At 38.8% G+C, this 23,148-nt stretch carries 37 protein-coding genes; 32 read left to right on the top strand and 5 right to left on the bottom strand.

Translation table 11 applies throughout. The annotated features are described in order from the left end of the window. Nucleotides 1–110: 110 nt before the first annotated feature. From IEE86_RS16600 to IEE86_RS16585, 4 genes are all read right to left on the bottom strand, one after another. Nucleotides 111–1,394 carry a tyrosine-type recombinase/integrase gene (locus tag IEE86_RS16600; protein WP_191098158.1) on the bottom strand — a complete coding sequence of 428 codons (1,284 nt, stop codon included), beginning with the start codon at nucleotides 1,392–1,394 and terminating at the stop codon, nucleotides 111–113. A gap of 87 nt (nucleotides 1,395–1,481) precedes the next feature. After that, entirely contained in the window at nucleotides 1,482–2,000 is a 519-nt protein-coding gene (locus tag IEE86_RS16595; RefSeq protein ID WP_224741053.1) for an ImmA/IrrE family metallo-endopeptidase, read from the bottom strand. Between the two features lie 84 nt (nucleotides 2,001–2,084). Continuing rightward, nucleotides 2,085–2,723 (bottom strand): hypothetical protein, encoded by a 639-nt coding sequence (locus tag IEE86_RS16590; protein ID WP_159159926.1) that lies wholly within the window; start codon nucleotides 2,721–2,723, stop codon nucleotides 2,085–2,087. Nucleotides 2,724–2,757: 34 nt separating this feature from the next. Next, nucleotides 2,758–3,090: a helix-turn-helix domain-containing protein gene (locus IEE86_RS16585; protein WP_144525743.1), complete on the bottom strand. Its 333-nt coding sequence runs from the start codon at nucleotides 3,088–3,090 to the stop codon at nucleotides 2,758–2,760. 162 nt (nucleotides 3,091–3,252) lie between these two features. Here IEE86_RS16585 and IEE86_RS16580 point away from each other — a divergent pair, with 162 nt between their 5' ends. The 21 genes from IEE86_RS16580 to IEE86_RS16480 all read left to right on the top strand — a co-directional run bounded on the left by IEE86_RS16580 (nucleotide 3,253) and on the right by IEE86_RS16480 (nucleotide 14,527). Then, nucleotides 3,253–3,447 carry a helix-turn-helix transcriptional regulator gene (locus tag IEE86_RS16580; protein WP_144525742.1) on the top strand — a complete coding sequence of 65 codons (195 nt, stop codon included), beginning with the start codon at nucleotides 3,253–3,255 and terminating at the stop codon, nucleotides 3,445–3,447. 22 nt (nucleotides 3,448–3,469) lie between these two features. Then, the gene (locus IEE86_RS16575; RefSeq protein WP_159159925.1) at nucleotides 3,470–3,667 is read left to right on the top strand and encodes a helix-turn-helix domain-containing protein; all 198 of its coding nucleotides are present in this window, start codon (nucleotides 3,470–3,472) and stop codon (nucleotides 3,665–3,667) included. Between the two features lie 108 nt (nucleotides 3,668–3,775). Beyond that, the gene (locus IEE86_RS16570; protein WP_226650616.1) at nucleotides 3,776–4,021 is read left to right on the top strand and encodes a helix-turn-helix domain-containing protein; all 246 of its coding nucleotides are present in this window, start codon (nucleotides 3,776–3,778) and stop codon (nucleotides 4,019–4,021) included. A 2-nt stretch (nucleotides 4,022–4,023) separates the two neighbouring features. Continuing rightward, nucleotides 4,024–4,299, top strand: coding sequence for a hypothetical protein (locus tag IEE86_RS16565; RefSeq protein ID WP_191098156.1), 276 nt, complete (start codon nucleotides 4,024–4,026; stop codon nucleotides 4,297–4,299). Beyond that, nucleotides 4,300–4,476: a hypothetical protein gene (locus IEE86_RS16560; protein ID WP_191098155.1), complete on the top strand. Its 177-nt coding sequence runs from the start codon at nucleotides 4,300–4,302 to the stop codon at nucleotides 4,474–4,476. A 182-nt stretch (nucleotides 4,477–4,658) separates the two neighbouring features. Further along, nucleotides 4,659–4,856: a helix-turn-helix domain-containing protein gene (locus IEE86_RS16555; protein ID WP_056702543.1), complete on the top strand. Its 198-nt coding sequence runs from the start codon at nucleotides 4,659–4,661 to the stop codon at nucleotides 4,854–4,856. After that, nucleotides 4,853–5,071 (top strand): YqaI family protein, encoded by a 219-nt coding sequence (locus IEE86_RS16550; RefSeq protein WP_008360775.1) that lies wholly within the window; start codon nucleotides 4,853–4,855, stop codon nucleotides 5,069–5,071. The genes IEE86_RS16555 and IEE86_RS16550 overlap by 4 nt, the downstream gene beginning before the upstream one ends. Before the next feature lie 101 nt (nucleotides 5,072–5,172). Continuing rightward, entirely contained in the window at nucleotides 5,173–7,155 is a 1,983-nt protein-coding gene (locus tag IEE86_RS16545; RefSeq protein ID WP_191098154.1) for an AAA family ATPase, read from the top strand. Between the two features lie 16 nt (nucleotides 7,156–7,171). Beyond that, complete coding sequence (locus IEE86_RS16540) at nucleotides 7,172–7,399, top strand: hypothetical protein (RefSeq protein ID WP_191098153.1); 228 nt, start codon at nucleotides 7,172–7,174, stop codon at nucleotides 7,397–7,399. Beyond that, on the top strand, nucleotides 7,392–8,138 hold the full coding sequence (gene bet, locus IEE86_RS16535) for a phage recombination protein Bet (protein ID WP_191098152.1): 747 nt from the start codon (nucleotides 7,392–7,394) through the stop codon (nucleotides 8,136–8,138). The genes IEE86_RS16540 and bet overlap by 8 nt, the downstream gene beginning before the upstream one ends. After that, nucleotides 8,135–8,839, top strand: coding sequence for an MBL fold metallo-hydrolase (locus IEE86_RS16530; protein WP_191098151.1), 705 nt, complete (start codon nucleotides 8,135–8,137; stop codon nucleotides 8,837–8,839). Before bet ends, IEE86_RS16530 begins: the two co-directional genes overlap by 4 nt. A 195-nt stretch (nucleotides 8,840–9,034) precedes the next feature. After that, nucleotides 9,035–9,871, top strand: coding sequence for a hypothetical protein (locus IEE86_RS16525; RefSeq protein ID WP_191098150.1), 837 nt, complete (start codon nucleotides 9,035–9,037; stop codon nucleotides 9,869–9,871). Between the two features lie 5 nt (nucleotides 9,872–9,876). Then, nucleotides 9,877–10,164, top strand: coding sequence for a replicative helicase loader/inhibitor (locus IEE86_RS16520; RefSeq protein WP_191098149.1), 288 nt, complete (start codon nucleotides 9,877–9,879; stop codon nucleotides 10,162–10,164). Then, nucleotides 10,136–11,428, top strand: coding sequence for a replicative DNA helicase (gene dnaB / locus IEE86_RS16515; RefSeq protein WP_191098148.1), 1,293 nt, complete (start codon nucleotides 10,136–10,138; stop codon nucleotides 11,426–11,428). The genes IEE86_RS16520 and dnaB overlap by 29 nt, the downstream gene beginning before the upstream one ends. Nucleotides 11,429–11,442: 14 nt before the next feature. Then, nucleotides 11,443–11,643 carry a hypothetical protein gene (locus IEE86_RS16510; RefSeq protein WP_191098147.1) on the top strand — a complete coding sequence of 67 codons (201 nt, stop codon included), beginning with the start codon at nucleotides 11,443–11,445 and terminating at the stop codon, nucleotides 11,641–11,643. Beyond that, nucleotides 11,640–12,293, top strand: a complete 654-nt coding sequence (locus IEE86_RS16505) for a hypothetical protein (RefSeq protein ID WP_191098146.1) — start codon at nucleotides 11,640–11,642, stop codon at nucleotides 12,291–12,293. Before IEE86_RS16510 ends, IEE86_RS16505 begins: the two co-directional genes overlap by 4 nt. Further along, nucleotides 12,290–12,739 (top strand): RusA family crossover junction endodeoxyribonuclease, encoded by a 450-nt coding sequence (locus IEE86_RS16500; protein ID WP_191098145.1) that lies wholly within the window; start codon nucleotides 12,290–12,292, stop codon nucleotides 12,737–12,739. Before IEE86_RS16505 ends, IEE86_RS16500 begins: the two co-directional genes overlap by 4 nt. Further along, the gene (locus IEE86_RS16495) at nucleotides 12,727–13,425 is read left to right on the top strand and encodes a hypothetical protein (protein WP_191098144.1); all 699 of its coding nucleotides are present in this window, start codon (nucleotides 12,727–12,729) and stop codon (nucleotides 13,423–13,425) included. Before IEE86_RS16500 ends, IEE86_RS16495 begins: the two co-directional genes overlap by 13 nt. Before the next feature lie 287 nt (nucleotides 13,426–13,712). Next, on the top strand, nucleotides 13,713–13,994 hold the full coding sequence (locus tag IEE86_RS16490) for a hypothetical protein (protein WP_191098143.1): 282 nt from the start codon (nucleotides 13,713–13,715) through the stop codon (nucleotides 13,992–13,994). Nucleotides 13,995–14,066: 72 nt separating this feature from the next. Continuing rightward, complete coding sequence (locus tag IEE86_RS16485) at nucleotides 14,067–14,270, top strand: XtrA/YqaO family protein (RefSeq protein ID WP_191098142.1); 204 nt, start codon at nucleotides 14,067–14,069, stop codon at nucleotides 14,268–14,270. 32 nt (nucleotides 14,271–14,302) lie between these two features. Then, a complete protein-coding gene (locus tag IEE86_RS16480; protein WP_191098141.1) occupies nucleotides 14,303–14,527 on the top strand; it encodes a hypothetical protein in 225 nt (74 codons plus the stop codon). A 331-nt stretch (nucleotides 14,528–14,858) separates the two neighbouring features. Here the strand turns inward: IEE86_RS16480 and IEE86_RS16475 are convergent, their stop codons facing one another. Beyond that, nucleotides 14,859–15,242 carry a DMT family transporter gene (locus IEE86_RS16475; protein WP_191098140.1) on the bottom strand — a complete coding sequence of 128 codons (384 nt, stop codon included), beginning with the start codon at nucleotides 15,240–15,242 and terminating at the stop codon, nucleotides 14,859–14,861. A 165-nt stretch (nucleotides 15,243–15,407) separates the two neighbouring features. Between IEE86_RS16475 and IEE86_RS16470 the strand changes: the two genes are divergently transcribed. The 11 genes from IEE86_RS16470 to terS all read left to right on the top strand — a co-directional run bounded on the left by IEE86_RS16470 (nucleotide 15,408) and on the right by terS (nucleotide 23,147). Next, entirely contained in the window at nucleotides 15,408–15,791 is a 384-nt protein-coding gene (locus IEE86_RS16470; RefSeq protein ID WP_191098139.1) for an ArpU family phage packaging/lysis transcriptional regulator, read from the top strand. Between the two features lie 100 nt (nucleotides 15,792–15,891). Beyond that, a complete protein-coding gene (locus tag IEE86_RS16465; protein ID WP_191098138.1) occupies nucleotides 15,892–16,875 on the top strand; it encodes an HNH endonuclease signature motif containing protein in 984 nt (327 codons plus the stop codon). Nucleotides 16,876–16,886: 11 nt separating this feature from the next. Next, complete coding sequence (locus tag IEE86_RS16460) at nucleotides 16,887–17,372, top strand: SMI1/KNR4 family protein (protein WP_191098137.1); 486 nt, start codon at nucleotides 16,887–16,889, stop codon at nucleotides 17,370–17,372. 482 nt (nucleotides 17,373–17,854) lie between these two features. Next, on the top strand, nucleotides 17,855–18,034 hold the full coding sequence (locus IEE86_RS16455) for a hypothetical protein (RefSeq protein ID WP_191098136.1): 180 nt from the start codon (nucleotides 17,855–17,857) through the stop codon (nucleotides 18,032–18,034). Between the two features lie 109 nt (nucleotides 18,035–18,143). Then, nucleotides 18,144–18,428, top strand: a complete 285-nt coding sequence (locus IEE86_RS16450) for a spore coat protein (RefSeq protein WP_191098135.1) — start codon at nucleotides 18,144–18,146, stop codon at nucleotides 18,426–18,428. Nucleotides 18,429–18,565: 137 nt separating this feature from the next. Then, complete coding sequence (locus IEE86_RS16445; protein WP_191098134.1) at nucleotides 18,566–18,910, top strand: structural protein; 345 nt, start codon at nucleotides 18,566–18,568, stop codon at nucleotides 18,908–18,910. Nucleotides 18,911–18,965: 55 nt separating this feature from the next. Beyond that, nucleotides 18,966–19,484, top strand: a complete 519-nt coding sequence (locus tag IEE86_RS16440) for a ParB N-terminal domain-containing protein (RefSeq protein WP_191098133.1) — start codon at nucleotides 18,966–18,968, stop codon at nucleotides 19,482–19,484. A gap of 8 nt (nucleotides 19,485–19,492) precedes the next feature. Next, nucleotides 19,493–20,515, top strand: a complete 1,023-nt coding sequence (locus IEE86_RS16435; RefSeq protein ID WP_191098132.1) for a DNA cytosine methyltransferase — start codon at nucleotides 19,493–19,495, stop codon at nucleotides 20,513–20,515. 32 nt (nucleotides 20,516–20,547) lie between these two features. Continuing rightward, nucleotides 20,548–21,825: a site-specific DNA-methyltransferase gene (locus IEE86_RS16430; protein WP_191098131.1), complete on the top strand. Its 1,278-nt coding sequence runs from the start codon at nucleotides 20,548–20,550 to the stop codon at nucleotides 21,823–21,825. A 142-nt stretch (nucleotides 21,826–21,967) separates the two neighbouring features. Then, nucleotides 21,968–22,216: a hypothetical protein gene (locus IEE86_RS16425; RefSeq protein ID WP_191098130.1), complete on the top strand. Its 249-nt coding sequence runs from the start codon at nucleotides 21,968–21,970 to the stop codon at nucleotides 22,214–22,216. A 46-nt stretch (nucleotides 22,217–22,262) separates the two neighbouring features. Continuing rightward, nucleotides 22,263–23,147, top strand: a complete 885-nt coding sequence (gene terS, locus IEE86_RS16420; RefSeq protein ID WP_191098129.1) for a phage terminase small subunit — start codon at nucleotides 22,263–22,265, stop codon at nucleotides 23,145–23,147. Nucleotide 23,148 lies beyond the last annotated feature (1 nt).

The raw sequence follows: 23,148 nt of genomic DNA, 5'->3' as shown, positions 1-23,148 counted from the left end.
AGCTAATGCCCCGGGATGTTTCAATAAATATTATTATATTTAATTCCCCCTTAGAATACAAGGGGGAAGGCTATTTTTTTATTTTTGATGAGAAATCTCTCAAATTTGTATTATGCATTATTTTTAACCTTGGGGACGACTTGGGGACGGAAATTTCCTATCTCTGAATTTGTGTTTCTCAGATGTTTAGGATCAAACTTGTTAAAGTGATTCGCTGCACTCTTTTTCATTTCATCTGTTACATGGCCATATATATCAGATGTTGTTCTGGCGCTAGCGTGTCCGGCACGTCTTTGAATAGCACTTATACTTTCGCCGGCTTCCATCAATAAAGCAACCATAGTGTGACGTAGATCATGTAAACGGATATTTTTTATTTTATACTTTTGTGTAATGCGGTTCCACTTTGTAGTTGGAGTAGTAAAGTAATAAGGCTTACCAAGACCACTATGAAAAATGTATTGGTGATCTCCACCTTCCCAGGCATCATTGAGCTTTTCCTTTTCTCTTTTCCACATATGATAGTAAAGAGAAAGTTCATTCATGTACCAATCCGGCATCTGCACGAATCGTTTTGAACTTTTGGACTTAGGGTCTTTCACATGCGGTTTGCCTTGAATTGTCTTTGAAAGTGAACGATTAATTTTAAATCCACCAGCATCCCAATCCACATCTAAATGCCATTCGAGTGCAAGACCTTCACCTCTTCTCAATCCCCCTATCATAGCTGCTAAGAAATAAAGTCTCCATTTAATATCAACTTCTTCATATAGAATCTTAATACATTGAGCAGCTTCATCTGCTTCAAAATAGTTCATTTCTTTCTTCTCGTTGACTGGCAAGGGCAATCCCTTCATTGGATCAATCTTGATAATCTTCCATTCTTCAGCTGCGGTTTTAAAAACTACCTGCAGTAATTTAAAGATATCTAATATTGTTCTTTCTCCTAATCCCCCTGGCTTACCATCTTTTCTCGCACCATCCTTCGATAAATCATCTAAAAAGTCTACGATATGTAAACTCTTTATTCGTTCTATCCTCATATGTCCAAAGACGGGAAGGATATGATTTTTCAAGTGACGCCAATAAACGTCTGATGTTGTCAGAGAGTATGGTTTTCCGCTCTTTTGATATAGCTTCTTTTCTTTCCACTTATTGATGAAGGATTCAAATGTTAGTTTTTCTGGCTCAATATATTCTCCAGAATGGACTTCCATCTTGAACTGATAAAGTTGATCAGAGAGGTATTCCTGTAATTTTCTTTTTGTTTTTAGCAGTTTATGATCTTCTATACGAATAGTTTTATATTTTCTTAACCTTTTGCCATTAGCATCATATCCAATTTCAACAACTAATCTAAAAGAATTGCTGCCTCTTTTTTCAATGCTAGCCATATAAATCACTCCTATTATGAGAAATCTACAACAAATAATTTAGAGTCTTTTTCCTTTTTGAATAACTAAAACATTGCAGCTTCGATATTAATAGAAAGCATATTCAAGCATTGTTTTGTTCTGAATCTGATTGTAATAGTTTGGAAAAGTAATCAGATTACGATAGAACATTTCCAGTCTGTGATGTGCAAAGTCAAATGAAACTCCAAAACGTCTTGATATAAAGGGCACAGCTTCATATATGGAGTTGGGCATATCTATTTTATTCAAAATGAAACTTGGAACTGCAAAATGATACATGAATGCATTTGCTTGATTTTCTTGCATTTGTTTAAAGAGATAATGAGTATTATTCTGTGCCCCAGTGTGTTTTAAAATGTGGCAAAGTTCATGACAAAAATCTTCTCTTTGTTGAAATGAGTCTTTCCTTTCGTCTATGAAAATAACTTTCTTATTTAGGATACTAATCGCTTTTGATTCTGCTGATTTATAAATAAGAGAAATATCAAAGTGTCTGGCCACTGTTTCAATATTTAATGGGTTCATATCATCTAAAGGTAATTGGCTATAAATATCTTTCACTTCTATTTCTAATGCGGAATACATGTATTTCAAGAAAAATCCCCCCAGTGTAAGAATGTATGTTCGTATTTTATTTCAAAAAAATAAATACTCGAATTGAGTATCTATTTAAAATTTGACTTTAACCTTTTTTTCATCAGTAACAGTAGTTCCATTACCAACGGAGCTGTCAAAAACAAAAGTGATTTCTTTTATGTCTTTAGGATCACTTTCAAAAGGTATACCTTGAGTTATATCCTTTTTTGCTCCTGAATAAAGTTCCCATTCTCCAGAGTCAAGTAGTTGGTTTTCTTTAGCGTTAACTTGTTCTTTTGTGTTCAAGATAACATGTGATATTTGTGGCCATAGTAAATCAATTTTCCCTTTGTTCTCTGCTGAAAAAGAAATTTGTATGTAATTAACGGGGTTTTTAAGTTTCAATTTAAGCCCCTGTTGATACGATTCGAGAAGATCATCTGAAATATTAGATATACTCAAAATTTTTACGTCCTTGATATTTATTGACAATGGATCAAGGTCAGTGGTTTCATCAACAACTTTAATATTTTTTAATTCATATATTTCGTTGTCCTCACCTTTATTCTTTTGACCAACTTTTGTCAAAGGACCATCAACGTATTCTTCTTGCTTTGGCGTCTCTTGTTTTTCCTCTGTGTCTTTTTCAGTACCAGCAGTTTTGTTATTACCGCATGCACCAAGGAATACTAAACAAAAAATCAGTAGAAATAACAATCTTCCTTTTTTCATTTAATTAGATCCCCCTGTTTTTATAACTCCGAATTTAATCTTTCTTACCAAAACCTTTTTTAAGGATTAATTCTAATAATTCGCGAGCTTCTTCTTCAGTAATTTCTCCATCTCGAGAAGCGATTAATGTTTCCGGATCATTTAATATTCGACTTGTTTGTTCATCAATACTGTTTCTACCTTTGAGAAGAAAATCAATCGAGACATCTAAAATGTTCGATATAGCTATTAACGTATTATGGTCTGGCTCTCTTTTCCCTAATTCATAGGCTGTATATGCTGGTCTGGAGATACCAAGTTTATCTGCCATATATTGTTGCGTTAGTTTTTTTTCTTTTCTAATTTTTTTCAAATTATCTGGAAACATTTTATCACCTGCCCTTTAATAAATACATTCTAACGTAACGTTTAGTTACATATAAGTGAATGTAACAAAAAGAAACTTTTTTTCTCAAAGGGGTTGATTTTGTAACAGAATGATACTATTATAAGAGTAACGAAACGTTACTTTTTGAACGGAGGTGTTACAATGCGTGACTGGTTGAAATTAGCTAGGGAAAGTAAATCTTTAGTACAACAGGATGTAGCAAATCTTGTCGGTATTGAAAGACCTTACTACACAATGATAGAGACAGGGAGTAGAAAGCCCAGTGTTAAAATCGCAAAAAAATTGGCAGAAGTATTAGAAATCGATTGGACTTTGTTCTTTGATGACAATGCTTAAATTCATTAAGGAGGATTTCAAAATGCCAACAAAATCAACTATGAGTGTTCAAGAAACGGCGGATTATCTTGGTGTCCATCGTGACACTGTTTACACAATGGTGAAAGAGCGGCAAATACCATTCTTCCGAGTAAGGAAAAGAATTTTCTTTACACGAGAAGTTCTAGAAGAATGGCAAATGTCACAAATGGAAACCAACTTTCAGCCAGTGAATGATTAAGAATTTACCACCTTAGAATACAGCGGATATATAAGATTTGCTGTTCCAATTCGGAACATGTTCCAGATAGGAACATTGAAAGGGGGTGGGGAGGTTGTGAAGTTGGGTGTGGTGCTTCGGAAAGCCCGAGTGCAAGCAGGCATTTCCCAGGAGAAGCTCGCGGAAATGCTTAGCCGCTCTCGTAGCTGCATATCAAAGATCGAAAATGATCAGAAGGTGCTTGATGTACCTACATATGTACGGTGGATGGAAGCCACAAACGCTAAAGAAGCAATGATTGCTACATTATGCGGCATTGATCCACTGGCAGTCACACAGCAAATAACGGCCATCATGGCTTTGTTCGGAGGATGAGGATGAAGAAACGAAATTCGATTTTCAAAAACATCAATAACGATGGAATAACAAGAGAAATGATTTGCATCGAAGAACTGCAAAAACGATTGATGAAAGCTTTAAAGAAAGGTGATACCGATACGGCATTAGCGACTCATCAAGATATATCTAAATCTTTAAAAGAAATCAAGCGCTATGAAAAACAAGCACAGGTGCAATTGTTGATGTCAGCTGCAAAGATTACGCCAGTAACATATCCAAAAACACTAAAAAACAAAATGAAAGGATTGATTTAAATGAAGTTTGTATTTGTGGCAAGCAAGTTAATGAAAGCAAAGGAAGTCATTGAGGTATGTAATGAGCGATTCAGCGAGGAAGGAGAAATTGCACTGGCTCAAATCGAAACGCAATTAAAGTCACGTATGGATTTTGAAAAAAGAAAAAAGCAGCAAGCTCCTACACTCACTGCTTAAATCAAAACCATGAATAACGAATTGATCAATATGAATTATATCGCTCTTTAAAGAGCACGACAAGTTTTATTCTTGTCGTCCGGCTTGCGGATGGGATAGTGCACACTTACCCCTCAAATCATGCACCATCCGCAGTCGGACGATGCGAATAAGCATCAATAAAACATAGGAGGACGAAGATTATGTTTTTTGAAAAAGCGGTTATACAACCATTCAGTGATCACACTGGCGATCAAGTAAGACTATCTAAAGTAAATGGCTCCATTCTCATGGACAACAATGGAAATCCACACTTCTATTTCCCTAATCAAGAGGCTTTTGAGAAATTCAAAAAGCTCAAAGCCGATGCGATCCGAAGAAAGGTTGGTGTTTTAACGTGAACATTGAACATCCAATGATCACTCAAATAAATGCCACTGGATACCCAAAGGGCGTTGAAGTGGTTGATGTTGTTGGAACTGACTACTTCGGGGATGAGATTTTCTCAAATGATGAGTATGTCATTGATAGAAATGCCGGTGAAATGATCCTCGTTGATAACTTGGAACGCTATCTGAAGGAACAGCTCGATTTTACCTTTGTGAATGCAAATTAAAAAGGTTCACTCCCACAAGTGAACCTTTCCCAAAAATTACAGAATAAAGTGTCAACCCCTATTATAGCAGGTTGGCACTGTAAATCAATGGAGGCTTGTTCATGACCAAAAATATCAGGTTGGCAGAACTCCATCTATCAAATTTCAAGGGTGTAAAATCATTCACCCTTGAAACAGGTGGAGAAAGCGCAAAGGTCTATGGTGATAACGCTACAGGCAAAACAACGTTGTTTGATGCTTTCACGTGGCTGCTCTTTGATAAAGACAGCCAAAACAAAAAAGACTTTGAGATCAAGACGCTCTCAAAGGATAACAAAGCGGTAAGCGGCGTGGAGCATGAGGTATCGGCTGTACTCTTAATCGACGGAAAGGCTGTCGAATTGAAAAAGGTCTATTCAGAAAAATGGACCAAGAAACGGGGATCAGCAAAACAAGTCTTTTCTGGCCATACCACTGATTATCATGTGAATGGTGTACCAGTGAAGAAAAAAGAGTTTGTTGAGAAGGTCAATGACATTATCTCTGAGGATATTTTCAAACTCATTACGTCCCCAAGTTATTTCAACGAACAAATGAAGTGGCAGGATCGCCTAAACGTGCTGATGGAGATTGGCGGAGCTGTGACAGATGATGACGTTATTAAAAAGAACAGTTCATTATCAAAGCTCCATTCAATCTTAGAAGAAAGAAGTCTTGATGAACAAAAGAGCATCCTTGCTGAAAAACGTAAAAAGATCAATAAGCTCTTGGAGCAATATCCTGTAAGAATTGATGAAATAAATCGTTCTATTGAGGATGTAACTACTCTTAACCAGGAGCAATTGAAAAAAGATTTAAAAGCGCTTCAGGCATCAATAGATGATTTGGAGAAGGAAGCCCGCTCTATCAGAGCGGATGCAGGTGCAGATCGTAAGAAGCGTATGTTGCAGTTGGAAGGTGAGCTACAGCAAATAAAGAATGACCACGACTCAGAAAGATTTCAGATAGTGAATGAGAAAAAAGAAGCCTACTACCTAGCGAAAAACAGTCTTACTCAAACCCAAAATGATCTCATTAACTTGATCGCGAAGAAAGAGCACTTAACATCTTTTTTATCTCAAATAGATAAAGAACGTTTGGAGTTACGAGAAGAATGGTCTAAAAAGTACGAAGAATCGTTTGAGGATCATCAAACAGATTGTCCAACATGTGGACAAGCATTGCCGGAAGAAAAAATTCAAGCTGCTATTGAGAAATTCAATTTACAAAAAAGTGATTCTCTTGAGCGTATAGCCGATAAGGGGAAACAATTAGGAATTGAATATGACAAAAAGCAAAATGAGTTGTATGAAGTTGATGAGCAAATTCAAAAGTTGAATTTGGAAGAGAAATTTAAGGCTTCAAATTTAGAAAAACTGAAAGAAGATATGGAGAAAGCTGAAGCATCCATTGCTCCGCTCTCCAATAATCCAACATATATAGAAAAGGTCGAGGAGATCGAAAAAATCAAAAACGAGATCCAGTCAGATGAGCAGGAGACAAGTGGAACTGTGCAAGCCATTAATGAACAGATCAAGGAGAAGCAGCAGGAAATGACCTTGATCCGCAATGATCTTTCTCGCATCGATCAAGCTCAAAAGGCTCTCAATCGAATTGATGAGCTGAAGGAAGAAGAACGAAAAATGGCTGATGAATATAACGAGGTAGAACAGCAGTCATTTCTTATTGAAGAGTTCATCAGAACCAAGATGAACCTTATGGAAGAACAGATAAACAGCAAATTCAAATTTGCCCGCTTCAAGCTCTTTGAAGAGCAAGTCAACGGCGGTTTAACAGAAACCTGTGAAACGCTTTATGAAGGCGTGCCTTACTCTAAAGGGTTGAACAATGCGGCACGTATTAATGTCGGTTTAGACATCATTAATACGTTAAATGAGCATTATGGTATTTCTGCGCCGATCTTCGTTGATAACAGCGAGGCGGTCACGAATCTAATCGATGTGAATGCTCAAGTTATTAGCTTGATAGTATCCGAGAAGGACAAGCAGCTGCGAGTTAAAACTGATGACAACTTACTGACTGTAGATTGTGAGGTGATCGCATGAGTGAAGTGGGGTAGAGGTGAAAGTTCTATCGGGTTTAGGTTGGGAAGATTGTAGACGTGAAAAACTTCTGATTGATGATAAACAGGTCATGGACGTTCGTCCACTCTCTGAATGTCCTGAAGATGCAATTTTGGAAAGAGACCTAAAAGGTCCATCGGATTTTGCAGAATTGCTAGAGACCTTTCTAAGAGAGCATAAAGGCAAAAAGGTCAGATTTATATATGAGGAGGATACGGATGAGTAATCAACAATCAAATCCAAACACAAAATTGATGGAGAAACCTTCAGTATTTGCTGTGAATGGAGAAGAGGTAAAACTTACAGGGAATACGGTGAAAACCTATTTAGTACGCGGTAATGCAGATGTAACGGATCAAGAAGTGGTCATGTTTATCAACCTCTGCAAATACCAGAAACTCAATCCATTTTTGAATGAGGCATATCTGGTGAAATTTAAGGGATCGCCAGCACAAATTATTGTTGGAAAAGAAGCATTTATGAAGCGTGCTGAAAACAAAGAGGAATTCGCCGGAATACGTGCAGGAATTATTGTTGAACGGGACGGCGAAATGGTGGATATAGAAGGTGCTATCAAACTACCAAATGACAAATTGTTAGGTGGATGGGCTACCGTTTATCGAAAAGATCGTGAAACACCTACACCTGTTCGGATTAGTTTTGATGAGTTCAGCAAAGGTCAATCAACTTGGAAAACGATGCCGATGAACATGATCCGCAAAACAGCCATTGTTAATGCTTTAAGGGAAGCCTTTCCTAATTCTCTTGGAAACATGTATACGGACGAAGAAACACAAACACCGGACACAACTGAAACAGTTGCTCGTGAAGTAAATGAAAATGCAAATTCAGAAACTATTGATATGGATTATACCGTTCCAGAAGAGCCGATAAAGGAGCCAGAAGAGAAGCAGCAGCCATCTGAGTCAAAACCTTCAGCTTTAAGCGAGGAACCACCATTTTGATTGAAATAAACGCTGTCTCGTCAAGCAGTAAGGGGAATTGCTATCGGGTGACTGATGGTAAAACCCCGCTCCTTTTGGAGTGCGGTATCACCTTTAAGGAGATGCAACGTGCTTTTGATTTCAATATGAGCTTCTCTGGTTGCCTCATCACTCATGAGCATGGTGATCATTGCAAGGCTTTAAAAGATGTCCTACGTGCGGGAATCGATTGTTATATGTCTCATGGAACGGCAAAAGCTCTTGGAGTCGAAAATCATCACAGAATCAATCTTGTAAAAGCCCGACAGACGTTTAGGATCGGCACGTGGCTTATTATGCCCTTTGATGTTCAACACGACGTATCAGAGCCGTATGGCTTTCTATTGGCTAATGAGGACGGAGACAAGCTGCTCTTTGCCACTGACACCTATTACATCAAATATAAGTTTCCTGGACTCACGCACATCATGATTGAGTGCAATTACGCAGAGTCCATTTTGGATGCGAATATTGAAAACGGGAGCATCCATAAAAGCATGCGTAATCGGCTCATACAGTCGCATTTTAGCCTTGAGAATGTAAAGACATTCCTAGCTGCAAACGACTTGTCAAAAGTGCAGGAAATATGGTTATTGCACTTATCTGACACAAACAGTGATGAGCAACTATTCAAACGAGAAATAGCAAAACAAACAGGAAAGGTTGTCTATGTTCCGAAATGAACGAGCTTATTAAAACAGCTTATCCCTATTGTTTTATTACTTTGGCTAGATCGACTGCTCCGGAGATGCGGAAAAAGGTATTGGTTATGTATATCAGGACATATATGGCCAAGTATGAACCGCATCTCGAAGTAGTAAAAATTGAAGGTAAATACGCTATTTGTAGACTCAAATAGTTGGGAAGGAGGAAGTCATTTGCGAGGGTGGATCAAATTACATCGAAAATTACGTGAAAATCCAGTATTCAATAATCCTAACCTGCTTAGGCTTTGGCTCATCTGTCTTACTGAAGCGAGCCATAAACATCATCAGCAGATGATAGGTAATCAGGTGGTGGAATTAGAGCCTGGTCAATTTGTGACTGGCAGGTACGATATTGCTGAAATGTTTAACAAAGGGCTTAGGAAAAGTGATCAAGTAACTGGAAAAGTTACAGTGTATCGGTGGCTTGAAAAATTAGAGGAAATGAATTTTCTGAGCATCAAAAAGAGCAACAAATTTTCTGTTGTAACCATTAATAAATGGGCGCTTTACCAACAAGAAAACAACGAAGTTGATCACCAAAATGAACATCAAATGAACATCAAAAGATCATCAATTGAACATCAAATGATCACAAACAAGAATGTTAAGAATGTAAAGAATGTATATGAAGAGGAAGAAGAGAGAGCGCCAAGAGGAAATGATTCTCCTTTCCAACAAATCGAAGACAAGTATCTATCACGAAGAGGTGGAGGATTGATGATCTCTCCTAATGATGCACAGGCGATTGATAGGATCATTCAGGAACAGATACCCCTTGAAGACATAATGAAATGGATCGACGAGATATTCGATCAATACCGACCAAGACATAGAGCGGATGGCATCAAATCGTTTTCATACCTGGAGAAGGGCATTCTTGATCGATGGCATGCCAAAAACAATCAACCTAGTAACATATCTGAATTTAAACCTAAAAAACAACAAGACAACTTATCAGCATTAGAGGCTTATGCCAAAGAAAAAGGCATTAAATTTGGAGGAGGATGATTAGCATGACTGAAGAACAAGCGATGAGTATCTTAACCAGGATAGCAGCTGCGTATCCGAGATTTGAACTTACTACTGACACCGTTGGAAAAGAAAGAATCAGGCTTTGGCTAGAGCATCTAACTGCACTACCATATGAACCTGTTTTAAAAAAGATCGATCAGCACATTGCTGAAAAACGTTTCCCTCCTGCTATTGCGGAGATACAAGTACATCAACCAGAATCAAACGACTTCATAGAACAGCAGAAAGAGTGGGAAAAACATGCAAAATTTGCGAAACAGCGAAGCTGAACAGTTTTTGCTCGGCTGTATCATCCTTGAAGGCGATCTAATCAAGGAAACAGCCCTAGAGTCTAAGCATTTTGCTGAAGAGCGTCACAAGCAAATTTTTGAAGCGATGAGGGAAGTGGACAAGCTAGGTAAGCCTGTTGAATTGGCCAATATCGCTGCATCTATGGGTGACACTTTAAATGCAGTTGGAGGCTTTGAATACTTAACAAATCTTGCAAGTACTGTTCCCTCAAAACATGCTTTCGAGACCTATGAAACATTAATTTACGAGGCTTTTAGACTTAGAGATGTGCAAAGTGCTGCTTTAGCATTTGCCAGTTCTCCTACTGATGAGGGCATCACTGAGCTTTATCAAAAAACAATTGAAGCCCAAGAGGTTGGTGTAAAAGAGACTCGCACGAAAATGGATGTATTAACCGAGATTTTCATGAGCATGGAAGAAGATCATGGTGATCTTACAGGAGTCGACACTGGTCTTGCGGACCTGAACGCTATGACAGGTGGTTGGCAAAAAAGCGATTTGATTATCGTAGCTGCTCGTCCATCGATGGGGAAAACAGCATTCGCTCTCAACCTTGGTTATAATAACGCGCAAAATGGTGGAGTAACCGACATATTTTCACTAGAAATGTCAGATACACAATTGACTCACCGTATGTTAAGCAGCGTAGGGAGTATTGAAGGGACAAAGTGGAGGAATCCAAGGAAATATTTTAGTGAGGATGATTATGAGAGAGCCAACAAAGCTATGGGTGAATACGAAAAATTAGACATTTATATTCATGATCACCCCACTCAAACCGTCGCAGACATTCGCTCTAAAATCCGTAAGACAAAGAAAGATCATCCTGATCAAGATCATTTAGTCATCATTGATTATCTTCAGCTTATCACGCCGATTGGTAAAGCTGAGAGCAAAAACCATGAGGTTGGTGAGATCACGAGAGAACTTAAAAATATGGCTAGAAGTTTCAACGTTCCGATCATCTTGTTATCCCAGCTTTCTCGCAGCGTAGAAAATCGAAATGATAAACGACCTATGATGTCTGATCTGCGAGATTCAGGAAGTATCGAGCAGGATGCCGATATTGTAACCTTCCTTTATCGAGATGATTACTACAACAAAAAAAGCGAAACTAAAAACATTGTAGAAATCATTTTTGCAAAACAACGGAATGGATCAACAGGAACAATAAACGCAGTATTCGTGAAAGAGTACGGGAAGTTTGTAAATCTATCGCGGCAAATGGAAGCCGCGATGTGAAAAGAGGAATGAACATGTCAATCAATAGCAATCAGCGCAAACAGTTCCTTCTCAATGAACTGAAGCGCATTGGATATAAACCAAATGAGATTGAAAGTCTCGCAAAAAAAACGCTCTATGAGATCGAAATGCTAGTCATTACAGCCAAATGTGAGCGGGGGAACGATATTGAAACTTACAATGCCAGGATGGAGATTGAGGAGGAAGCAGAGTGATTAAATTACAAATCAAAGACAGCACTACGGGTAAAGAAGTGAACTTTGAAGCAGATAATTACAAAGCTGCAGATTGTAATCGTCTGATCATTCAATTGGCTGCATACATGCATGGAGGACCACTAAATATCAATGCAAGTCAAAGTGTTGGACGAGTCGCTCCGCCCTCTGTGAAAAGGACGGAAGAACCAATTCATACCGATATCGTGACCAGTCAAATCAAACGGTTTCAAGAAAACCAAGATGTTTCTAAATCAAAGGATGAAAAGAAAGCTACTCCTGCTCCTACAAAAGCAACAGAACCAAAGAGATCAAGATCAGTTGATCTTTTGAATAATGAACGGACTTTGAATGCGAGCATCGGGGAACACATGAGCGTGATGGATCAAGTCAAAAGCATAGCTCTAGTTCAAAAGGAAGATTCAGAACCTGACCGCGTGAAATGTAAGACTAAGTTTCAATGTCCTGAGTGTGGATTGAAAGAGGACAAGCAGGTTTACAAGGGCTTTAGATATACCGCATGTGACAACTGTGAAACAAAGGTGAAAATCATGCCTGCTGATATGAAAAACGGTTGGAATCATGAAGATGAAGAGGGGTACTTGTACCATGCGAAAAGTCGTTATGTTCAAGGAGAAGAAAAACTATGAAAATAGCATTCACCATTTACGCAGAACCAGTTGCACAAGGAAGACCGAGGGCTGCACACAGAAATGGGATTACAAGGCTGTATGATCCGAAAAAATCAAGAGATTTTAAGTCTTATGTGAAGCTGGCTGCTAGTGATCATCGTCCCGAACAACTCCTTACAGGTCCTCTGGAATTGAGGGTTAAAGTTTACAAATCCCTACTAAAAAGCTTCAGCAAGAAAAAGGCCGCAGAAGCTGAAAGAGGCGAGTTGAGACCTGCTAAGAAGCCAGATGTTGATAACTACATCAAAGGAATAAAAGACGGTTTAAATAAGGTCATCTGGCAGGATGATAGTCAAATTGTTGATCTGCATGTAAGTAAGTTCTACAGCAGCACACCAAGAATTGAAGTCGAAGTATCTACTCTTACACCAACCCACGAGGAGGAACAAATATGTCTTTTATAAATTTCAATGGAAAAGTTAAAAAAATGAATCACAAGCCTAAAGGGATTACAGAATTAGTGTTGGAAGTGCCAACAAAGGAGCTTGGTAACAGAATTCAAAATCTTGCAGAAATGATTGATAAGGACGTGAAAGTAGAGATTGAAAGTGACATTGTCCGCTATAATGTGCAGATTAACGCAAACACCGAACGACCAATTGTAAATTATGAAGTAGATCAAAGCGGCGTTGTCCATATAGCAAAACCTGAGTCAGAACAACTCGAAGCTGAACTTGGTTTGCCTGAAGAAAAACCAAAAATTGAAGAAAAGCCGATGGAGATTAAGCGTGAAGTGGTGGATCAATTCATCATTGAAGGTATGGCTCCAGAACAGGAAGGTTTCCCTGAGAATATGGCAGATATCGTGAAACGACGCATTGAAGGAGAATCTTACAGTAAGTTGGCCACAGAGCTTGAGATGTCATCCGGCGCCGTCGTTGATCTGATTAATGATTACCGAGCGGCAGTGGCTCCGCTTGCTGAAAAATGGTGGGATTGGAAAGAGGATCAAGCCAACGAAGCTGAACCGATGCAAAAGGAAATTGCTGAAGAAGCAGCTGAAGACGAAAAGGGGTCAGAGGATAGCGGTCCAGATGAATACGATCTTCCTAAAGATGATCAAAAAGATGAGGAAGACGGGGCTGCATAAGATGGCACGCAAACGCTCGAAACGGTGGTTCTTGCTTTATCGCAAAGAGGGTGGACGGCACGTCCACCTCTATGAACCACTTAAAAAATATGAACTAGTCAGTAGGATTAAGAAAGGATGGAGGGTTGTCGAATGATTGAAAAAATCAAGTTTTTCTTCAAAAATAAGCACTTCTTTTGCTTCAAATGTAGAAATATAGTTTCGGTGCAGCGTGGTTATTGGTTGGAATTTAGCACGCGGGTTTTCAATGGTCCTTACTGCTCGAAGTGTGGAAGGAGCTTCAGGAAATGAGAAAGATTGTAGAAGGCGATTGGGTGGAAGCTTTGGGTGAAGTTAATCGCAGAATGTTTCATATATCTGGTTACGTCGTGAAAATCTCTGAATATGAACTTTTAGTGAAGCCGCCTAAAGGAAAGTCTACGGCTGTTCCTAAACATTGGGCTAAAAACTTAGATGTGGCAATCACTGAAGCTGGCTTAAAGGATCTGATTAATTTGTCCTTAGACATAAAGGACAAGCATCTATTTGAAATGTATGTACGTGATTTGCAAGCTCTCCAGAGCAAATAAAAGAACCAAAGCACAAGGCTCCGGCTCTAATGAATCTCGACAATTCATTATAACATGGGAGGCCTTGTGCGCATGAATAATCCTTACAAACATATAGACTCTAACATCTCAATTGATCTGCTTTTTGAAAAAGGAGAAGTTAAAGTCATTATCCTAGATGGCCATTCCAACGAAGCATTTTTAGCTGAAGCACCTATTTACGGGAAAACGGAAATCACTACACGTGACGGCCAATTCACAAATTTAAATTACTCGAGTTCACACAAAATAAAATAGCAGGAGCTTCCTCCTGCAGGGAGGCAGTCAAAATGAAAGAAATCTGGTATTCAAAATCTCCGGATGCTGAATTTTGTATCGTCAATACAGCGAGCGGATATGTTGCCTATTGGCGTTCTGATTTACTTGCAGAAGGAAAATGGAGCGAGTATGACACGTATTCTACCTATCAAGCAGCACGCCGAAATATCGGTCGAGTCGGTTGCGCCGGAAGTATGAAAAGGGTCGAGCGGTTGCCATGGGAAAGCGTGGCATGAGCTTGAAGGGAATATGTCTCACTGATGAGTTTACACCGTTAGAAAAGGGCGTAGAATACTTTCTCTTTCCTCTCGGTTCCGCTCATTATTATGTATCAAAATTTGATAGTCCTGGCTCACACTATGGAGCATTTGAAGCCAGGCATTTTTTAATAAAGGAAAAAGAACAACACCAGGAACAGCTGACACTTTTCTGAGGGAGGAACATATGGAATTTAAACCATCTGAAAACATGTCATATGAAGGGCTTTGGATGGCGCTGGGTGATATCAAATGGCGTATAGAAACATAAGAAGAATCTTCTCAATGAAGATTCTTCTCTTGTACATCTTTATTTCGTTTCATTTGAATATTCTAATGTTGTCTTTGTGTGTTCATCACTTTTTGCTTCACCATGTCCAGGCCCGAAAAGATTTAGTATTACTACACCTATAAGAATTAAAGTAATTCCAGTAAAGCTGGCCACATTTATTTTTTCTTTCCAGATTAGAACTGAAATTATAGTTGTAGCAATTATCCCTATACCAGACCAAAGTGCATATACAGTATTTAATGGAATAGTTTTCATAGCTAATGATAAAAAGAAGAATGATCCTACAAAAGAGAGTATTAAACTAATAGTGGGATATATTTTTGTAAATCCTTCAGATGCTTTAAGCATTGATGACCCAATAAGTTCACCTATTACTGCTAGAAATAAATATAAAAAAGACATTGATTTCCCTCCAGTGCTAAATTTATTTTTAGTTTACTAAAGGGTTTATTAACTTATAAGTCTTTAATTTTTTTATTTTTATGCGCAAATTTAGACTTTCGAATTTGTATAAGAGATTAGTGTTTGTTTATGTCTTTCATTGTTTATAGGAGGAGGTTGAGAAGCATGAGAGCTGAACAATTGTGTTTACTGCCAGGGATCGATGAGAAACAAGTCCGGAATGCTCTGATCAAGGAGCTGAAGGTTTATAGAGCCCTTAAGGTGAAGGAAGAAAACAGAAAGGAACAGGAGGCAAACGGCGCAACAGGCCTTTTTCCTTCTCTCAGGAACCAGGAAGCTTTAAACGAACTGAAGGTCCGGCAGATAGAAAGAGCGCTAGAAAACAGCCTAGATGAAATTGAGCAAGACATCATCCGTATGAAATACCTGACATCACGTGTGGTGAAGGATTTGGAGGTGTGTGAAGAACTGGGTCTGAAGAAAGACCGGTATTACAAATTGAAGAAGCAAGCGACGTTTAATCTTTCAACAGCACTCGGAATCATATGAGTGCTGTTTTTGTATATATGGTATTTTAGGATCATTTATAAATAGATACATATATTGTATATTGGATTTGTTGTAAATAAATTGGAAAAGGAGTATCAGAATGAAGAAATTTGCTTATTCGATTTTCTTTATGGTTTTTCTGTTGACGGCATGGTTATGGACAAGTGATGCTGAAGCTAGTCAATCAAAGGACGGTATCACAACATACAAAGAGACACATGTACTAGAAGTTGACGAAAATGGACATGCAAAAGAAATACAGAGTAAATCTGATATAATTGACCAAGCAAGACAACAATTTAAAAACCAACCTCATGAGCCACCTCAAAGAAATATGCCACAGGGTGACACCGTAGTGCTGCAACCATCCACTAAGAATAAAAATACTAAGAATAAAAATACTAATAAGACTCCAGACGCTAATACTAAAGTCGCAAATACAATTGTCATTGATACATTGTTTAAGTTAGATCAATCGAAAAAGTCAATTACTCATAGTTCCACAATTCGTAGCATTATAGGCAAAGCGAAGCCGGTTATTGTAATTGTAGGAAGCACCCTATTTGTAGGAGATGATTACGCGGGGAAATATAACGCAATTTCAACGTATACTAAAGAATTTACCGGTTCTCAGATAAAAGTTGGTGCTACAGCATCTAAAACGTATAAAATGGTGAAAACGAAATTTGTGTACAAATCTGATATACTGACAGCCGGTTGGGTCGGAAGTGCCCCAGGTACTAAACAGAGTACAACTGAAACATATTTAGTTAATAAAAATGCTTATCAATATCCGCAAATTCATAATAGTCATAGTGGTAAATCATTGCCTGCACCAACAAAAGCAAATATGAAATGGTATAAGCCTGAAGATAGAGTTAAGAGAGATAAGGATATCCGTAATAAATATATCAGATGGTATATTGGTAAATACGGCGATCCTAAATGGGATTGGTCTGGTTTAGACATTCACCATGTTATTCCTTTAGAATATGGTGGAGATAATAAAATGGGTAATTTATATGCACTCACAAGAACGCTGCATCAACAAGAGGTTTCTCCTTGGTGGAGAGGATATAGATAGAAGGTGAAAGATTGAGTAGGATCGTGCAGATATTAGAAAAACTTGAAAATCAATTAGATGAGAAGAACATCATCAAATTCTCGGTAGACGGTGAAGTCTATGAAAAGTGCTGTACCTTCAATGCCCCAGCCGATCAAGAAAATATAAAACAATTTGAAAAGAAACATCATACATTGCCTGACGATCTCAAAGAGTTTTTATGTCTACATAATGGCGCAAGAATATTTGAAGACATAGTTTTTGGGAACAAGGTTGGTGGAGGATTACACGTTTTCAGTTTAGAAGAAATCGAATCCGAGTTGTCTAATGATTTTTTTGATCAGGTTGATGGAACAGCTATTGCTGCTCTTTTTGAAGGGTGCCACTTGATACTAAATAAGGAAAATTCCAACCTTTATCTATTTGAAGATGGTTTAGAATATAGGCTGCTTGATGTAGATTTTGAAACTTTCCTTCAGAATTATATTGATTCTGAAGGAGATGCGTTTTGGGAATAATAGAACCAAAGTGTCCATGTTTATGGGCACTTTTTTTATTTGCATTGCCGAGAAAAAACCGAGAAAAAGCCGACAAAAAGGGGGATAAAAAGGGGACCTTTTTTCCTAAGTGGATCATCGTATGATAGAGACAAGCAAAACGAACGTGAATATTTGTCCAGAAGGAAGAACCTGCGGACGCTGATCATTGAGCACTTTAAGAGTGCCTTGATTGGTGTCCGCTTTTTTTATTGGGAGACGCGTCTTTCCCTTATCAATGGCGTATCTGGATACGGAACAAAGGTGTTGAGGAATGTGGTCATACGAGAGGGACATTCTGAGCCTGGATAGCAGCTGGTCTGCGGTGGCCGTATCGAGGACAGTTTTTCATTTTACTTGATGATTGACTGTACTTGGCATCCTCTCGGAGTGTAGTCATCATTGCAAAATCTAATTTAAGCGAATAGCGTAAGGTGGTGCTTATTCGGCAAGGAGCGAGTGAAATGAAGATCAGGGATTCTGTTTCTAAAGAGACATTAAAGCAATTTAAAAGCATTGCTTCTGGTTCTATTAGAAAGAAGAAGAGCGATGCTGATCCCATTACGAATAGGGATTGGGAAGAAATCATGGGAACGAGACGCGAAACTTACAAACGACATGGTGGACGCATTAGAAGAAAGTAACATAGTTATTAAGTGGATTTTTCATTTTTTATGATAAGTGCTTAGGACAACCTGACTTTTTTTTCATAGTATGTGACGTAAAGTCAAAACTGTTGAAGGAGTGTTTTATATGAGCCGCAACAGAATGGACGATTTTTTCTTTGGTTCTCGTAGGGGAAATAATGGTCAGGACGAAACAATTGTTTCTCCAACACGTAATATTGTAAGAACAACAACAAGCGAGAGCACTATCAGACGAATCCATCCGACTCACATTACAAATGTAAATAAACATATCAAAAGAATTAAGAATTTCTATCCTGTAACAGAATCTTATGAGAATAAATGCTATGTCGAAGAATACGATTGTGGAAGTGACTTGAAGAATCCTTGTTGCCGTCGTGTGGATAGATAATATTTTAAAATTAATACTTTGTACTGGCGTCCCTTGGGGCGTCTTTTTTTATGGGAACAGTCGTCTTTTGGGTGTATGGCTGCACGTGCTTTGGTGAGGGATAGGAGCGCAAAAATATAAAAAGGGAGATGAAGAGCATGGCATCAGGATTTGGAGTGTCGGCGAACCCGACAAAAGCTAATCACAAAATTGGAGAGGATAAGGTTGTACGAATTGCGGTACAAAACCACAACGACTTTAGTGCTGGTCCCAACCTTATTCCTCAACGAAAAGTTGAAGGGAAATGGGTCACAATCAAAACGAATTCACCTAACCCGCTTAATCCAGGTGAAAAACAGTACGATGAATTCGGTATCAAGGAATCACTTGATAACAAGAAAGGCACTTATCGCTTTAAAGTTGATGTGGAACGTTACGACAAAAAGGGCAATCATGTTGCAACCCTTGGAACATTCTACACTAGCGAATTTTACATCAAGTAAGCAGCTGATGCCGCCTCTAGGGCGGCATCATTTGTTTTTATAGGAGGAAACAGCGATGAATATCAAAACAATTCCCGTACATAAAATTAACCCATCACCTTATAACCCTCGAATTGATCTGCAGCCAGGAGATCCAGAATACGACTCTCTGAAAAACTCAATAAAAAAATTTGGATACATTGATCCCTTAGTATGGAATGAACGGACAGGTCACCTTGTAGGCGGTCATCAACGTTTCAAAGTATTGATGGAGGATAATCCAAGTGAAATTCTTGTATCTGTTGTATCGCTTAATGAACAAGACGAAAAAGCTTTGAATATTGCCCTTAATAAGATAGATGGTGATTGGGATGAATACAAACTCTCTGAACTAATCAAGGAACTAGAGAAATCAGGATATGATCTCAGCGCAACAGGATTCAGTGATACGGAACTAGAGGACATTCTTCAACAACTAGAGCATACAGGGCAAGGTGGGACTGTATCTGAAAGTAAAGAAATTGACTTAGATGACTTTGGGGATGATCAATTTGAACATACGTGTCCTAAATGCGGTTTTTCATACAATGAGTAGGTGAAAACATGAACTATAGATGGAAATTGAGTGATCTTAAAAACATCTCTTCCAATGGGTTGAAAGTGTTCAGTACATTCTCATGCGGTGGCGGCTCATCAATGGGCTACAAATTAGCAGGGTTTGAATTGCTGGGAAACTGTGAGATCGATCCGCAAATGATGAAAATCTATAAAAAGAATCACAAGCCGAAATATCCTTATCTCATGGACATTCGAGAGTTTAATCAGATCCCGCTCTCCGATCTTCCTGAAGAACTCATGAATCTTGATGTGTTTGACGGATCGCCGCCATGCAGTGTGTTTTCAACGGCCGGAAAAAGAGAAGAGGATTGGGGAAGAGAAAAGGCGTTCAGAGAGGGCCAAGCTGTCCAAAAACTAGACGATCTGTTCTTTCATTACCTAGATGCTGTAGAACGTTTGAAGCCTAAAATCTTTGTAGCTGAGAACGTAAGCGGCATGATCAAAGGAAAAGCTAAAGGGTATGTGAAACTTGTCATAGAGCGTGCAAAAGAAATAGGGTATGACGTTCAGCTGTTCTTGCTGAACGCTGCCACAATGGGAGTCCCGCAGAGAAGAGAGCGGGTCTTTTTCATTGGCCGCAGAAAGGACCTGAACTTACCACCATTGAAATTGGCTTTCAATGAACCACCGATCACATATGGAGAGTTTAGAAGTGGACATGGGTCAAGGCTGAATGAATCGAGTAAAACGTATAAAAGATGGATTAAGCGGCAGCCATCTGACGGCAACATTGGAGACATAACTAAACGAACAGAAGGTAAAGAGCGGAATTTCAATACAGTATTAGTGAAAAACAGTTTAGTTCCGCCAACACTTGCAAGTGGTTCGGTCTTTATTAGATACGACGAACCATATTACATCTCAACAAGGGATATTATTCTGATGCAATCTTTTCCGTTGGATTATGACTTTATGGATGCATCAACGCAGTATGTCTGTGGTATGAGCGTGCCTCCAGTGATGATGAAGCGGATCGCGGAACAGATACATTTGCAATGGTTTAAGTAAAACAACATGAAATAATACAAGAGGTGTTTCAATTGATTATAAAAGATATACCCGTCAGTCAAATAAATCCCGCTGCCTATCATCCACGTGTTGATCTGAAACCAGGAGACAAAGCATACGAAGAGTTGAAAGCGTCGATAGAGCATTTCGGATATATTGATCCGCTCATCTGGAACGAGAAGACAGGTAATTTAGTAGGTGGACATCAAAGGTTCAAAATCTTATTAGAATCGAACCCAACTGAAATCAAAGTGTCTGTGGTTTCTTTGAACGAAAAAGAAGAGAAGGCGCTCAATATTGCATTAAACAAAATTGAAGGCGATTGGGATGAGGAAAAACTAGAGGCTCTTTTATCAGAGCTGAAGGAAAACAATTTTGATACAAACATCATCGGGTATTCTCAAGAAGAATATGAGGAGCTGCTAGAAAACCTGTCTGTAGACAACGGTAATACAGTTGTAGAAGATGATGACTTCGATGTTTCTGAAGCTCTATCACAAATCAGTGAGCCTGAAACAAAGTATGGAGATGTGTGGCGGCTTGGCCGCCACACCTTAGTGTGCGGTGATGCCACAAAAGCAGCTGACGTTGATCGTCTAATGTCGGGATATAAAGCCGATCTAGTTATTACTGATCCACCTTATAATGTAGCTGTAAAAAGTAATAGTAAGAAATTAAATGAGGATGGTCATGCAACAATCATGAATGATTCGATGGATGATGAACAGTTCGATACTTTTTTAAGGGATACATTCCTGAATTATTCTAGGGTCATGAATGAGAAAGCAGCCATTTATGTATTCCACTCGCCTACTTATCAATTAAACTTTGAAAAAGAAATGCTAAACGCTGGTATAAAAGTTAGGTCGCAATGCATATGGGTGAAAAATTCAGCTACATTTGGGTGGGGCCAATATCGATATATGCATGAGCCTGTTTTCTATGCATTCAAAAAGGGGTGCTCACCACATTGGTATGGTGATAAAAAGCAAGTTACAGTTTGGAGAACTGATTTAACAGAAGAAACGGGTCCAGCAACTGTATGGGAAGTTTCGCGTGGTGACGTTTCAAAATATGTTCATCCAACACAAAAACCACTTGAACTGATAAATATTCCATTAAGTAACAACAGTAAAAAAGGTGATAGAGTGGTAGATTTCTTTGGAGGTAGCGGCTCAACTCTTATGACTTGTGAGCAAACGGATAGAGAAGCTTTTCTATTAGAACTTGATCCGTATTTCTGTGACGTTATTAAGAAGCGATTCACGGAATTCACAGGCATCACTCCAGAGCTTGTTGACTCGTTGTAAATAAAAAAAGAGGGTGCTGACAACACCCTCCCTTTCAAAGGCAAAGAAAGAAACTCCCTGCCCAAGAGCGTGATCAAGACGCGGCCGCGTTTGTGGGAAAATATCACGCTCTCAAACCATATTGTAATGGAGGACAGGGAGAATGACAACAGATAATAAGAACATTTGTTCTCGTTATGATGAAGAAAGAGAAGAAATACTACTTTTATTACAGGCTGAACAAGCTGAAGACATAGAGAAAGCCACTGCGAATTTAAGAAAAATCACGCAGGCGGCTATTGCTCAATGGGTCAGAGACTTTAAAGCAGGAAACATCAAATTGTCTACTGTGGAAGACTTGAAAAAACTCATTGAGCTAGAAATGTATTTACTCAAGAACGATGAAATTTGAAAACAACTCAAACTTAATTAAGCAGTTCGGAGGTGGGTGATATGTAATGGCTAGACCGCGAAATCCCAAAAGAGATCAGGCGTTCCAATTGTGGAAAGAAAGCAACGGAACCCGTTTGCTGAAAGACATTGCTGAAGAATTAGAGTGTTCACAATCGCTTATCCGCAAATGGAAGAACCAAGACTCTTGGGATGAGAAATTGAATGGTAACGTTACTAAACCCAAAGAGAAAACCAATGGTAACGTTACTAAACGCCCTGGGGCTCCCAAAGGGAGTAAAAACGCCAAAGGGAATAAAGGTGGTAAAGCACCGCCAGGTAACCAAAATGCTAAAGGGAATACTGGTGGTGCTCCAAAAGGAAACAGAAATTCTGTGCGGACAGGTGAATATGAATCTATTTTGTTCGATTATATGGACGACACAGAAAAGGAGCTCTTTGAGCAGATTGAGACTGATCCGCTCTATCAAATTGAATTGACCATACGTGAGCTTAGTATTCGAGAGCGGCGCATGATGCACAGGATCATGAAGTATGAAAATGGTTTAACCGATAATCAGCGACGTGTTCTTCAGCAACTTAGGAAAACAAAAGATGTCGCACCTTCGACAAGCGAGAATGGTGTTGTTAAATACGTTCCAATTATCAATGAACGTCTTGTAGTCACTGAGGTGGAAGAAACTCAATTACCTGTGATTGACCGCATCCTTGAAATAGAGGAAGCATTGACGCGAGTAACAGACAAGCGTCTTAAAGCCATTAGGCAGAAACACGACATAATGAAAACTATGTCAGAGCATGAATTGAGGCTGCGTGGTCTTGATCTTGCAAACCGAACGAGAGAAGCAGAGCTGGAGCGGATCACCGCTCGACCTGTCGATGATTCGGTTCAAATTACTATAAAGAGAGCAAAGAAAAAAGGTGATGGCTGAT

The organism is Bacillus crepusculi (genome assembly GCF_014764715.1).
In the GTDB taxonomy this organism is placed as follows: Bacteria; Bacillota; Bacilli; order Bacillales; family Bacillaceae; genus Bacillus.
This window is presented reverse-complemented; position numbering and strand designations above follow the sequence as displayed.